This window comes from Sulfitobacter marinus (genome assembly GCF_900116285.1).
GTDB classification, from domain to species: domain Bacteria; phylum Pseudomonadota; class Alphaproteobacteria; order Rhodobacterales; family Rhodobacteraceae; genus Sulfitobacter; species Sulfitobacter marinus.
The window spans coordinates 258,671-271,928 of record NZ_FPAJ01000001.1; the positions used below are offsets into that span (position 1 = coordinate 258,671).

The following is a 13,258-nucleotide window of genomic DNA, read 5'->3' on the forward strand; positions in this document are numbered from 1 at the left end:
GTGACCCAGATGAAATTAATCAACGGAGGCCCAAAAAATGGCTTTTTCACTTCCCGATCTTCCCTATGCCCACGACGCCCTTGCTTCCAAAGGTATGTCTGCTGAAACGCTGGAATATCACCACGACAAGCACCACAATGCCTATGTTGTGAACGGAAACAAAGCGATTGAAGGCACCGAATGGGCTGACAAATCTCTCGAAGAGATCATCAAGGGCACATACGATCCCAAAGCGGTCGCCCAAAGCGGCATTTTCAACAACATCAGTCAGCTGTGGAACCACAACCAGTTCTGGGAAATGATGGGTCCAAACGGCAACGCAATGCCGACCGAGCTTGAGAAAGCCATCACTGAAAGCTTTGGTTCCGTTGATAAATTCAAGGATGATTTCAAAGCCGCTGGCGCGGGCCAGTTCGGTTCCGGCTGGGCATGGCTGGTCAAAGACACAGACGGCGGCCTGAAGGTGACCAAAACCGAAAACGGTGTGAACCCCGTGTGCTTTGGTCAAACTGCATTGCTGGGCTGCGATGTGTGGGAACACTCCTATTACATCGATTTCCGCAACGCGCGCCCTGACTATCTGACCAACTTCCTCGACAACTTGGTTGATTGGGAAAACGTCGCCTCGCGCATGTAATCTATCGAAGCGTTAAAATATTAAGCCCCGTGAACGATGTTTGCGGGGCTTTTTCTTTGGAACTAGGATGATCTTGAACTGTTTTCTCAATGACGCAACTCTCAGGATAGGAGTAGACAAATGGCAAAGCTGGAAAATGGAACTTGGGTGCTGATCGCCGACGGTGAAAAAGCACTGTTTATGGTGAACGAGACGGATGCCGAAGACCCGTTCTTGCAAGTCTTCCGCGAGGAAGAGCAGGACAACCCGCCCAACCGGGATCAGGCCGCCAACCGTCGTGGGCGCTTTAACGACGGTCCTTCGGTGCACCGCTCTGCCGTGGACGACACCGACTGGCATCAACTGTCAAAAGACCGTTTCGCGGATGAGCTGGCAGAAATTCTGTATAAACAATCGCATAAAGGTAAATTCGATAAGATCGTGATCGTTGCACCGCCGAAAACCTTGGGCGAATTGCGCGATGAAATGCATCAAGAGGTCGTGGCCAAAGTCGTTGGTGAAATCCCCAAGACGCTGACCAATCACCCGATGGACGAGATCGAAAAGATTGTTAAGGCAGAGCTGGAAGGCAATTAAACGGCCTCGGTGCCGCTTTAAGTAGCAAGCTGTACGAGACAATTTTGCAACATGGCTTAGAGCGGCGCGGAGAGGTCTTCGGCCCCAATTTTCCCAAAGCCAATCAGCTTAAATGCCACCTTACTTGCGGGTGGTCTTTTCTCGTTAAGTATCTGTATCGAACGCGTCGACGGAAACTTGCAGACGTGGTTGAACGTCTGGACGCCCTGATCTGAATGATCTTTGATATGCTCGGCTCGCCTGTTTTTCCGGCACTATGGTTTATTCGCAGTCCCTTGCGTCTCAGCTTAGTGAAACGCTTAATGTCTCTAGTGCGGATGCAGCATTGGGGACGGAGACGAAGTAATCCAGCAGTGTCTTATCCGCAAAGCCGTTTGCAACAACATGCTCTAGGAGCTTGATCAACGGATCCCAGTAACCATTTGTATTCAATAGGATTACAGGCTTTTCATGCAGGCCAAGCTGTCGCCATGTCAGCACCTCGAACAGCTCGTCCAGCGACCCCGCACCCCCCGGAAGCACCACAACAGCATCGCAGTTCATGAACATGACTTTTTTGCGTTCGTGCATGGTCTCGGTCACGATGTACTGGGTCAGATCGGTTTTCCCGACCTCCCATTTGACCAGATGTTCGGGGATCACACCAAAGGTCACGGCACCCGCATCCTGCGCCGCCCGTGCGACGGCCCCCATCAATCCCACGTCACCAGCACCATAAACCAACCGCCAGTTTTTATCCGCCAGCCCCCGGCCCATGGCCTGCGCAGCCAACATATATTCTGGGTCCGCACCGGGGCGTGATCCGCAATAAACGCAGATGGATTTTTGAAACATCACAGGGTCCTTGTCAGTAAATGTGAGGCCGCGGCGCAGCTCTATTTTGACCCTTGATAGCCTGCTTGCTACAAGGGCTCAATGTGGTGAGTACCAAGGGGGCGGGTAATGTCGGTTTTCCAATCGCGAAATGCTCAGGTTTTGGGCGGAATTGTTGTTGCTGCGGTTGTAGTCGTGGCGGGATATTTCCTTTTTAATCAGGATTTTAAGGGGGGCGAGACAGTACAGATCGCGCCCGCCGATGATCAAGTCGCCGCCGCACCTGAACCTGCCAAGCCGCAACCCCCTGCCGCAGCGGAACCACCAGTACAAATCCCCGACCCAGCCCCGCAAAAGCCCAGCTTTGATGAGGTACGCAGGGACGCTGATGGCATGACGGTCATCGCAGGCCGCGCCGCGCCAGGCAGCGAGGTCAAAGTTGTCAGCAATGGCACTGAGATCGCGAAAACCACTGCCGACAGCGCTGGAAAATTCGCGACGCTTGCCATTCTGCCCCCTGACGGGAAGGGCCAGGTGTTAAGCCTTGAGGCGCAAGTGGAAGATACCGAAACCCGGTCCGAGGATGAGGTTATTCTGGCCCCTATGACGCCTAAGGCCCCTGCAGCTGTAGCGGCCAAAGAGAATTCAAAGGACGTATCGGAAGCCGTTGAAGAGAAACCGAAAACAGAAGCAATCGACAGTGAGGTCGCACAATCGGAGCCAGCCGAACCGGCATCGCAAGTCCCGGCGCAGCAAGAACCAACACAGCAAGTGGCTTTGTTGAAATCGACGCGGGACGGGGTAGAGCTGTTAACCGATGACGACCGCGATGCCGCGCAAAGCGTGGCGCTGGACACCATTACATATTCCGAGCAGGGAGAGGTGCAACTGGCCGGGCGCGCCCAATCTCAAGGAGCCGCTGTTCAGGTTTATCTTGATAATGATGCGGTTGGTAAGTTGCCGGTAGACGAAGAAGGCCGCTGGAGCGGCGATATCGAAGGCATCGATACAGGGATCTATACCCTGCGCGTGGATGAGCTGGATCAGGATGGTGGCGTAATCAGCCGGGTCGAGACGCCGTTTAAACGCGAAAGCGCCGAGACTTTGGCCCGTGCTACTGCCAATTACGATGGCCCGATCAAGGAAGTCACCGTGCAGGAAGGTGCCACGCTTTGGGCGATTGCCCGCGAACGCTATGGCGATCCGACCTTGTATTTGCGTGTGGTCGAGGCAAACCGCAGTGCTATCCGCGACCCCGATCTGATCTATCCCGGACAGGTTTTCGATCTGCCTGACTGACGCATCCCACCTGCATTTAGGACGATGATTTTACCTGCTGCTCTGGCAACCGCGCGGGTTGGGGCCTATGTAGTGGTGCACGCATTCAGGAAAATTTATGTCAGCCGATACCACCCGCGCCACACCTGGTGCCAAAGCCCCACCTCGCACGCCTATGACCGAAGCAGAAATGGCCGACGCCGCCGAACGTCAATCAAACCTTTTGGTATTGAAAAAGGTGGCACCTTACCTTTGGCCCAAGGACATGCCTTGGGTGAAAAGACGTGTCGTCTGGGCGATGCTGTTTTTGATCGTGTCCAAGCTGATTTCCGTATGTATCCCAATTATTTACAAAGATGCCGTTGACGCGTTGGCGAACGAGGGTGTGCCGTTTTTGGCGCTTGGTGCGATTGGGTTGACCATTGCCTATGGTGTGGCGCGGGCGATGAACGTCGGCTTTCAACAGCTGCGCGATGCGGTGTTTGCACGGGTGGGGCAGCGTGCCTTGCGCATGCTGGCGCTGGAAACCTTTCACCATATTCACAAGCTTTCGATGCGCTATCACATCACCCGCAAGACGGGCGGTCTGAGCCGGATTATTGAACGCGGTGTCAAAGGCGTTGATTTCCTGCTGCGCTTTTTGCTGTTCTCGATCGGGCCGCTGATCCTCGAGCTGATACTGATCGGGATCATTCTGACGGTGCTGTTTGATTTCTGGTATCTGCTGGTCGTTGCCGTGACCATCGGGCTTTATGTCTGGTTCACCTTTGCGGTGACCGAGTGGCGGGTAAAGCTGCGGCGTCAGATGAATGACCAAGATACCGATGCCAACCAAAAGGCCATCGACAGCTTGCTGAACTATGAAACGGTCAAGTATTTTGGCGCAGAGAACCGCGAGGCACAGCGCTATGATACGGCGATGGCGGGCTATGAAAAGGCCGCGATCAAGACCAATTATTCGCTGGCGTTCTTGAACTTTGGCCAATCCTTGCTGATCACATGTGGGTTGGTTGGCGTGATGATCATGGCCGCGATTGGCGTGCAAAACGGGTCGCTGACGGTCGGCGATTTCGTCATGGTGAACGCCTATATGGTGCAAATCACCGTGCCGTTGAATTTCCTCGGGACGGTATATCGTGAAATCCGTCAGGCATTGGTCGATATGGGGCAGATGTTCACACTTCTGGATCAACCCGCTGAAATTAAAGACAAACCAGATGCCTACGATCTGAAGGTCGACGGCGGGCGGGTCACCTTGCGGGACGTGCAGTTTGGCTATGACCCGGATCGTCAGATCCTCAAGGGGATATCGCTTGAGGCCGCACCGGGCGAAATGGTGGCGATTGTCGGATCAACAGGATCGGGCAAATCCACCATCGGGCGGCTGCTGTTCCGGTTCTATGATGTGAATGGCGGGGCGTTGTTGATTGACGGCCAAGACGTGCGTGACGTGACCCAAGACAGCCTGCACAAGGCCATTGGCGTGGTGCCGCAAGACACCGTGCTGTTCAACGACACAATCGGCTATAACATCGGCTATGGCCGCGATAATGCCACCCAAGCGGAGATCGAAGCGGTGGCGAAAGCGGCGCAAATCCACGATTTTATCCAACGTCTGCCAAACGGATACGACACCGCCGTGGGCGAGCGTGGGCTAAAGCTGTCGGGCGGTGAAAAGCAGCGCGTGGGGATCGCACGCACCTTGCTCAAGGACCCGCCGATTTTGTTGCTGGACGAAGCCACCAGCGCCCTAGACAGCGAGACCGAGCACGAGATTCAAGACGCCCTGCGTCAGGCTGGCAAGGGCCGCACGGTTCTCACCATCGCGCACCGCCTGTCTACCGTCGCTGAAGCCGATCGCATCGTGGTGCTTGAACAAGGCGAGATCGTCGAGCAGGGCGGCCATGACGATCTGCTGGCACGCAATGGCCGCTATGCCCAGCTTTGGCAGCGCCAACAATCCGAGGATGCAGTCTGATTTCAGGCTGTGTCCGTGCTTTGTGTTTGTCCGCTTTGCGGACGAAGCTGCCATTCGTCTCGCAGTCGTGAACGTCCGGTTGCCCCCGTAAACATGCGTACTGAGGTAAATGCCTCCAAGGCCGCTGTACTGGCCGGGCTTGGCATCTGACACCTCCCCCTTAGCGTGATAGAGCAGGAGGTGGTCACAGGACAATTGGTAAGAGTTTTGCCGGACTGGAACTTGCCCACATTGGGCAATTACGCTGTTTGGCCGGGCATCGGCCCGCAAAAGGCGCTAACCCGACGCCTGATTGATCATTTCATTGCGCATCGTTCAGATTTGATGTTGTAGCCGCCCCTATGTAAGCGCACCTTTAATCTGTCCATCAATCGCGGCAACAACCTTTGCGACTTTGTCCGCATCAGCCGCATCGACATGTGGCGCTGCAAATGCACCAGAGTCATTGTCATAATACCGACCCGACGCATCTGAAAATTCATCCGAAAGCGCCGCACGGGACAGGATATCAACGCCGATGTTCAGATCATTTCCGGCGGTGCCAAAGCCCTCACGCACCATCTTCGTGGCCAGTAGAGACCCCGGATTTACGGCCACCGACAGCGGCCCGTCGGGATGCTGTGCCGCGAAATCCTGGCTCCACATTGTCAGCGCCAGTTTGCTTTGCGCATAGGCCTCCATGTCGTTCAGGCGTCGCTTGCCCTTCATTGCATCAACGTCGACGGGGGCTTGCGCGGCTGACGATAGATGCACCAATCGCCCGTCGTTCGGCATGATGGACAGCAAGAGGTCCGAGAGGAGCGCAGGCGCATATGTGTTCACTAAAAATCGGACATCCAAACCATCACGCGTAAGTGGTTCGGGCACTTTGAACACGCCCGCGTTATTGATCACAACGTCGATCCTGTCGTTGCTGCTCTTGAGGCCGCGCGCCATTTCAGCGACCTGCGATAGATCGGACATATCGGTCTGAACAGTCGTGACATCGCCGCCAATCTCTTGCGCCAAAGCATTCAGTTTCTCAGCACTGCGCCCGTGAACGATCATGCGGTGCCCTTGGGCTGCAAGGGCCAAAGCGGTGGCACGGCCAATTCCGTCGGTTGCGCCGGTGATCAGGATGGTTTTAGTCATTTTAGTTTCCTTAACTGAAAGTTGGCAAAACATGCTCGGCAAGTTGTTCGAGCGTATCTTCAATGGGGCCGGTACTAAACCGCAGGTTCAGAGCGACATGGTTTACGCCGATCTCTTCGAGTTGCTTTAAGTAGCGCGTCAGCGGGCGATGGCCGGAGCGAAAGCCGAGATGGATCGGGCTTGGGACCTCATCGGGGTCTTCGGCCAGATCGATATATAATGGTTGCAATACCGGCTTCGGTGGCTGCCCAAGTCGTAACAAGGTTTCGCGCCAGTCTTGCAGAACCCGGTCTTGCGCGACGCCGGGCCGTGGGTAAGTCATCCAGCCATCGCCATTCTTTGCAATCCAGTCGGGGGATTGGCGGCTTGATCCTGTGATCAAAAGCGGCAGTTTTGTTCCAGAAGGTTTTGGTAGCATATCGACGGGCGCGATTACCGAACCAAAGCCGTTGCTGACCTGCGGTGCCGTTTGTCCCATTGCGCGGATGTATTCAAAGCTCTCACGGAAAGCGTCGCCGCGTGCATCGAAGTTTTCATTCATGGCCGGATATTCTTCGGGGCGATCACCAGAGGCCAGGCCGAGGATCACCCGCCCGCCTGATAACACATCGGCGGTCGCGGCGGATTTGGCCACATGCGCGGGGTGGCGCAGGGGCAGGACAATGCTGGCAACGCCCAAGGCAATCTCCGAAGTTTGCCCAGCCAGAAATCCCAGATAGGTGAACGGATCAAAGAGCTGCCCCGCGTCCCCAAAGCTGGGTACGTTGAACGGTACGTCGCGCAACCAGACAGCCTTGAAGCCAAGCGTCTCGGCTTGTTTTACTCGGCGCAGGTGGTCAGACATATCCGGCACGGGGCTGTGCCCGTATTGTGCGATCGGCACGACAAGACCGAGGCTGATTTGGCCGTTCTGAAACGTCGTATCAAAGCCGCGATTGATTTGCGGAAAGGGGGTATTGGTCTCGTCGCGCACTTGAGGTCTCCCGTGATGTGCGCCGCCCCTTTGACGGGGCGACGCAGCGGTATTAGGCAAGGTCGTCTTTGCCCGCGATCAGGTAGTGATGGCTGACAGAGCCTTTGGTCCGTTCCACGAGGTACGGCGCATATTTGTCGTCCGCCATAAAGGCCTCTGCGGCGTCTTTGGATGGCCATTCGATGATGATACGCAATCCGGCCTCTTGGGGTGAGCCTTCGACTTGTTCGTGGTTGGCTGTGCGGGCGATGTAGCACCCGCCGTGGGCCGCTACACGGGCATTCGCCGCCGGCAGGTAGTCAGGAATCCAGTCTTCGCTGGTGGGGGTCACATCAAGTACCGAGTAGTAAGTCATAATTACTTCCTTTTTTCAAAGTTACGCGGACAAACCAGGAAGAACCTGCTTGCCGATCACGCGGCCGCTCTCTTGGCGTTTGTGCGCGTCAGTCAGCGTTTCGACAGTCAGCACATCGGCGCGTTCCGTAACGGTGGATTGCAGCGTTCCCGCGTCGATCATAGCGGACACGCGGTTCAAAAGATCACGTTGGACAGCGATGTCAGCGGTGTTGAACACCGACCGTGTGAACATGAATTCCCACGAAATCGTCAGGGCCTTTGGCTTTGCATCCGTGATGTTTATGCTCTGCGGGTCATCAATCAATGCGATGTGTCCACGTGGGGCAATCAGGTTTATGATCGCAGACCAGTGCTGATCAGTAGCCGTCAAAGCTGCAACATAAGTCGGCGTCTGCCCAAGGTCATTAAGCTGCGCCGCCAAATCGCCACGGTGATCAATCACATGATCTGCGCCCATCTTGCGTACCCAGTCCTGGGTTTCGGGACGGGAGGCGGTCGCGATGACGGTCAGATTGGTTAGCGTTTTGACCAGTTGGATCAGCATTGAACCCACACCACCAGCACCGCCAATAACCAATAGGCTTTGCCCCGCGCCACCGCCTTCAGTCACACGAAAGGCATCGAATAGCATTTCCCAAGCAGTGATGGACGTTAGGGGAAGACCCGCACTTTCGGTAAAGTCGAGCGTCGCTGGCTTTTTGCCAACGATACGTTCATCAACTGCGTGCAGTTCTGCGTTCGTGCCCGCGCGGGTCACATCACCTGCATAAAATACATCATCGCCAACCGCATAGCCCGTCACGTCAGAACCGATTTCGACAACGGTTCCTGCGGCGTCATATCCCAACACGCTCGTTGGACCTTCAGGCGGGCGGCCTTCGCGCAGCTTTACGTCAACGGGGTTCATCGAGATGCCTTTGACCGCAACCAAAAGGTCGTGCGGGCCGACTTGCGGCTTGGCAACATCCATCATTAACAACGCGCCATTGCCATCGATTGGGCCAGCTTGCGTATATCCGATTGCTTTCATTGTCCTGCTCCTATGTGCGGTTTCAGTAAGCTAAATACCATCGCCAAAAATTATAGAAATAGCGGATATTTGGTTTCATAATTCCGATTTTCGATATAATAAAGCTGCATGGACACAGATACCCTTCGCCTTTTTGTCGCCGCTGCCGAGCGGCTCAACATCACTGCGGCAGGCCGCGACCTTGGCCTCGCGCCTGCGATGTCCAGCAATCGCCTGGCAAAGCTTGAAAAGGAACTGGGGGTCGAACTGCTCCATAGAACAACCCGCAAGGTGTCGCTGAGCCAAGACGGCGCCGCGTTCTTGCCCTATGCACGCGAAATAATCGCGCAGGCAGAGGCAGGTCGTGCCGCATTAGGGGAGGATACGCTCAGGCCCAGTGGCATTTTGCGATTTGCAGCCCCCAGTAGCTTTGCACAACTCCATATCATTCCGTTGTTACCTGAATTTCAGGAGCGCTATCCGGATATCACGCTGGATCTACGGCTTTCTGACAAACGCTTCGACATCATCGACGGAAGTTTTGATCTTGCCCTGCGGAATGCGCCGTTGAAAGACAGCAGCCTTTTGGGACGAAAGCTGTCTGACGACAGTCGTGTGCTTTGCGCATCTCCGGCCTATCTGGATCGGTTTGGTGTGCCTGTAACCCCAGAAGATTTGAAGGAACACCGGTTTTTAGCTTGGTCGGACATGGCCGCTCGCGAGATCGTGCACCAAGACGGTCAAAGGGCGATCCTCGACCCTGAAAAAATGACTTGCCGAACTGTGTTGGACGACGGCACCTCGCAGCGCCTTGCAACGCTTTCGGGGTTGGGCATTTCGATAAACTCACTTTGGAGCGTCGCCCATGACCTCGAAGCAGGAACGTTGATGCAAATCCTTCCCGGATGGCGTCTGAACGATCAATCAGTGCTGTGGCTCATCTATCCGAAATCCAACGTTCTGACCCCGAAAGTCAGGTGCTTTATGGATTTTCTGATTGATCGATTGGCGTAAGGTCAGCTTTTGCAGAGGCTACGCCTTCGGCTACTGCAGAATCTTCACAAGTCATGAACAGGTTGTTGTGTTTCGCAACGAAGAAGCCCGCGATGTTGACCAGAAGGGTGTATACCAACAACCTGAGGATCAGTCGGGGGTCGCGTAGTTCTATCGCTTCGGGTGCGGCGACCGTGAGCATTTACCTTGGCCTTCCCCAAACCAGACTTTAGCTTCAGTGCGGAAATCTGGTAGAAGGGGCTCTTTCCAGCAATTCGCCGCGGTTGCGGATGTTGTTTGAACCAACTCCACCCTCCGAGGGCGACTTTGTTGGACAAAGCACTATTTCGCTGCGACTGCTCCAATGGCGGCTTTTGTGCGCTAGAAGTCTTTTGTCGAAACAGTCTCATTCTTCTGCGTATTCTCCCACTGCGCAATAAGGGCGTCCCCTTCGCCCTTAAAATCGGCCGACAAGAAATCGCCGTGGGCGATACGGTCAACGCGAAAGTGGCGCAGGCTTTGACGCAACTCACACCACGCAACGATCATGACATTGTCCACATAATAAATGAGAACAAGCGGCCAGATGATGCGGTGGGTTTCACGTTCCTCCGCATCTCGATAGAAAATCTCCAACTTGGTTTCCGAGCGGATCGCGGCGCGAAGACCTGACAGATCTATCGGCGGCTCAGTCTCGACGCCCCACGATGAGGTAACGAGCTTTCGTGTCCCCGGTGCTGCCTCATGCAGTTTTCGTGAGGCCCGCCCCGCTGCGCGCCACAAACCGGGATCGCCCGTGCGTGCAACAAGGCTTAAACCAACCGCAATGGCCTCGGCTTCATCGACGTCAAGGTTGATCGGAGGAAGGTCGTAGCCCTTTCGCATAACATAACCGATACCGGGTTCCCCCAGTATTGGGGTTTGCATGGCCTGCAAGCTGGCAATGTCCCGATAGACGGTTCTGACTGACACTTCGAGGGTCGCTGCTAGATCACGCGCCAAAAGCGGTTTCTTGGCGTCGCGCAATAGCTGAATGATCTCGAAAAACCGTGTCGTCTTGGATGCCATGACTGTTCACCTTTTTATACCCGGCATGAAACACTCCTGACATACAGATGTCAGTAGTTTGTAGCTATTCATGCACAAGCAATGCAAGGGGCATCCGGTGACACTGATCAATACCAACCAAAGAAAAGCAGGCATTGTTCTCGTGGTAGCCTCCGCGATTGTCTTTAGTTCTGCCGGTGTTTTCACCAATGGCGTTTCAACAGACGCTTGGGGGGTCATCTTCTGGCGAGGGGTTGCAGCGGCGGCGTTTACGCTGATTTATTTGGTGTTGCGCGGTGCACTTCTTGCAGAAATCAGAGCATTCAACAAACCCGCATTCTTTGTGACCTTGATGATGGCCGCTGGCACTGCCGCCTTTATCCCCGCATTCAAACTCAGCAGCGTCGCAAATGTCGCTTTGATCTATGCCACAGCCCCTTTCATCGCCGCAGGGCTATCGTGGATTTTCATCAAAGAGCTTCCAACCACGCGGGTCATTTTTGCAAGTTTGGCAGCGCTCGGCGGGGTGTTCGTCATTGTTTCAGCATCATTTGGCGGCAGTCAGCTAACAGGAGATTTCCTTGCCCTGTTCATGACCCTGATGATGTCAGGCATTATGGTTGTTTACCGGAAATTCCCATCGACAACTGCGGCGCTACCGGCTGCCCTGTCATCCATCGTGGTGCTGCCATTTGCTTTGGCGTATGGCGACCCGTTTGCCGTGCAAAGTCACGAATTGCCGATACTAATAGCCTTCGGCCTTGTTTTCGCGGTTGCCTCGGTGACGTTGACGGAGGGCGCGAGGCGTTTGCCGTCGGCGGAAACAGCATTGCTTTCGACGCTGGAAATGCCGCTTGCACCCGTCTTAGCGTTTCTTGTGTTATCAGAGGTACCAACCTCTCCCGCAATCATTGGCGGGTCCATCATTTTCCTAGCCGTTGTTTGGTCGCAAAAACGTAATGCCTAACATTGAAGGCCGACCTTCGTGCTCCATGCAGCATCGGTCAAAATGGGCTCATTGCTGACGTCGGGCTTTGCCACGTTTGTTTGCGCGACGGCGCACCATCCTGAAATGCGGACACGCCTGACTAAAATGATAATGATGGCGCTTTGCATTTAAGTGCGGCGGCTGATGTCTTGGGCCGGCTAGCGGCCCTTGCAACCCGTCGTTTGCGTGATACATAAAATCGTCTCTTGTCGCATCGCAGCAGCGCTGTTCCAGAGCGATTTGATATCCAACCCAAAGGAATACCAATGCAAGCCAGCATGCTGCGCACGGCGCTAATTCTGGGTCTGATCTGTGTGACCGGCCCTTTCGCCATCGACATGTATCTGCCTGCACTCCCTGCGATCGAGGCCGCACTGGGCACATCGGTTTCAGGGGCGCAACTGACCTTGGTGGCGTATTTTCTGGCCTATGGGGTGTCGCAACTGGTGTATGGCCCGTTGTCAGATCAGATCGGGCGCAAAAAGACGTTGTTGATCGGGATGAGCATCTTTGCAGTCGGCTCGGTCATCTGCGCATCGGCACCTACAATCGAGGTGTTGGTCATTGGGCGCTTGGTTCAAGGGATGGGCGGGGCGACGGTGATGGTGATCCCCCGTGCGATTATCCGCGACATGTACACTGGCGCACAGGCGACGCGGTTGATGGCGACGATTATGCTGGTGATCTCGATCTCGCCGATGCTGGCCCCCTTGGCGGGCAGTGGCATTGTGGCGTTCGGTAGCTGGCGCGAGATTTTTCTGGTGATGGGGGTATTTGCAGCCCTAAGCCTGACCTTGGCGCAGGTGACGTTGCCAGAGACCCTGAAGCCCGACCGTCGGCGCAAGGTGAACATCAAGGAGCTGTCGCGCAGCTGTGGGATATTGCTGCGCGATCCGGTTTTTCTGGGCCTGACCTTTATTGCAGGTTTTGGCATGGCCAGCTTTTTCCTTTTCGTGTCCAGCGCGTCGTTTGTCTACACTGGCGAATACGGGCTTACGCCGACTGAATTTTCATTGGCTTTTGCGTTCAACGCGGTCGGTTTTTTCATCGCGACCCAGATGGCGGGGCGGCTGGCAGAGGCTTGGGGCCTTGCCACATTGATCGGGCGCGGCGTGATCGGATTTGCGACCTGTGCGACCGTATTGGCTCTGCTCGAGTTGGCGGGTTTCCAAGGGATGTGGGTGCTGCTGATCGGATTGTTTCTGGCCTACGCTTGCCTTGGTGTGGTCATCCCGTCGGCCATGGTGGCGGCGCTTGACGCCCACGGACGGCGGGCTGGCATGGCATCATCCCTAAGCGGTAGCATGACGATGATGATCAGCGCAGCCTGCATCGGCCTGTCGACCCCGTTTTTTGACGGGACCGCATTGCCGATGGTTGTCAGCATCGCGCTATGCGGGCTGGCGGCGGTGGGGCTGGTGATTGTGACCATGCCAAAGCTGCGGCAGCAGCAAATGGAGCTTGCTACCGCCTAGGGG

14 protein-coding genes are annotated in these 13,258 nt (G+C 55.4%); 7 read left to right on the top strand and 7 right to left on the bottom strand.

All coding sequences use genetic code 11. The annotated features are described in order from the left end of the window. Window positions 1-37: 37 nt before the first annotated feature. The gene (locus BM347_RS01250) at window positions 38-637 is read left to right on the top strand and encodes a superoxide dismutase (RefSeq protein ID WP_093914609.1); all 600 of its coding nucleotides are present in this window, start codon (window positions 38-40) and stop codon (window positions 635-637) included. Window positions 638-757: 120 nt separating this feature from the next. Then, a complete protein-coding gene (locus tag BM347_RS01255; RefSeq protein ID WP_093914610.1) occupies window positions 758-1,213 on the top strand; it encodes a host attachment family protein in 456 nt (151 codons plus the stop codon). Window positions 1,214-1,495: 282 nt separating this feature from the next. Here the strand turns inward: BM347_RS01255 and BM347_RS01260 are convergent, their stop codons facing one another. Continuing rightward, complete coding sequence (locus BM347_RS01260; RefSeq protein ID WP_093914611.1) at window positions 1,496-2,047, bottom strand: LOG family protein; 552 nt, start codon at window positions 2,045-2,047, stop codon at window positions 1,496-1,498. Window positions 2,048-2,155: 108 nt separating this feature from the next. Here BM347_RS01260 and BM347_RS01265 point away from each other — a divergent pair, with 108 nt between their 5' ends. Then, window positions 2,156-3,325, top strand: coding sequence for an Ig-like domain-containing protein (locus BM347_RS01265; protein WP_093914612.1), 1,170 nt, complete (start codon window positions 2,156-2,158; stop codon window positions 3,323-3,325). Between the two features lie 154 nt (window positions 3,326-3,479). Further along, window positions 3,480-5,282, top strand: a complete 1,803-nt coding sequence (locus BM347_RS01270; protein WP_093915362.1) for an ABCB family ABC transporter ATP-binding protein/permease — start codon at window positions 3,480-3,482, stop codon at window positions 5,280-5,282. A 339-nt stretch (window positions 5,283-5,621) separates the two neighbouring features. Here BM347_RS01270 and BM347_RS01275 read toward each other — a convergent pair whose 3' ends face one another. Genes BM347_RS01275 through BM347_RS01290 form a run of 4 tightly spaced genes read right to left on the bottom strand, consistent with a single transcriptional unit; the run spans window position 5,622 to window position 8,773 of the window. Further along, the gene (locus BM347_RS01275) at window positions 5,622-6,413 is read right to left on the bottom strand and encodes an SDR family NAD(P)-dependent oxidoreductase (RefSeq protein WP_093914613.1); all 792 of its coding nucleotides are present in this window, start codon (window positions 6,411-6,413) and stop codon (window positions 5,622-5,624) included. 10 nt (window positions 6,414-6,423) lie between these two features. Then, a complete protein-coding gene (locus tag BM347_RS01280) occupies window positions 6,424-7,386 on the bottom strand; it encodes an LLM class oxidoreductase (protein WP_093914614.1) in 963 nt (320 codons plus the stop codon). A 52-nt stretch (window positions 7,387-7,438) separates the two neighbouring features. Beyond that, entirely contained in the window at window positions 7,439-7,741 is a 303-nt protein-coding gene (locus tag BM347_RS01285) for a DUF1330 domain-containing protein (protein WP_093914615.1), read from the bottom strand. Between the two features lie 21 nt (window positions 7,742-7,762). Further along, window positions 7,763-8,773, bottom strand: coding sequence for a zinc-binding alcohol dehydrogenase family protein (locus BM347_RS01290; RefSeq protein WP_093914616.1), 1,011 nt, complete (start codon window positions 8,771-8,773; stop codon window positions 7,763-7,765). 108 nt (window positions 8,774-8,881) lie between these two features. Here BM347_RS01290 and BM347_RS01295 point away from each other — a divergent pair, with 108 nt between their 5' ends. Beyond that, on the top strand, window positions 8,882-9,766 hold the full coding sequence (locus BM347_RS01295) for a LysR family transcriptional regulator (protein WP_093914617.1): 885 nt from the start codon (window positions 8,882-8,884) through the stop codon (window positions 9,764-9,766). On the opposite strand, the gene BM347_RS17410 is transcribed toward BM347_RS01295, so the two are convergent. Both BM347_RS17410 and BM347_RS01300 read right to left on the bottom strand, forming a co-directional pair. Further along, window positions 9,735-9,947 (bottom strand): hypothetical protein, encoded by a 213-nt coding sequence (locus tag BM347_RS17410; RefSeq protein ID WP_139226434.1) that lies wholly within the window; start codon window positions 9,945-9,947, stop codon window positions 9,735-9,737. The genes BM347_RS01295 and BM347_RS17410 overlap by 32 nt on opposite strands. Before the next feature lie 179 nt (window positions 9,948-10,126). Further along, window positions 10,127-10,813 (bottom strand): helix-turn-helix transcriptional regulator, encoded by a 687-nt coding sequence (locus tag BM347_RS01300; protein WP_093914618.1) that lies wholly within the window; start codon window positions 10,811-10,813, stop codon window positions 10,127-10,129. A 97-nt stretch (window positions 10,814-10,910) separates the two neighbouring features. On the opposite strand from BM347_RS01300, the gene BM347_RS01305 reads away from it, so the two are divergent. Together BM347_RS01305 and BM347_RS01310 are read left to right on the top strand one after the other, a co-directional pair. After that, complete coding sequence (locus BM347_RS01305) at window positions 10,911-11,759, top strand: DMT family transporter (protein WP_175498461.1); 849 nt, start codon at window positions 10,911-10,913, stop codon at window positions 11,757-11,759. A 287-nt stretch (window positions 11,760-12,046) separates the two neighbouring features. After that, complete coding sequence (locus tag BM347_RS01310) at window positions 12,047-13,255, top strand: multidrug effflux MFS transporter (protein ID WP_093914620.1); 1,209 nt, start codon at window positions 12,047-12,049, stop codon at window positions 13,253-13,255. Window positions 13,256-13,258 lie beyond the last annotated feature (3 nt).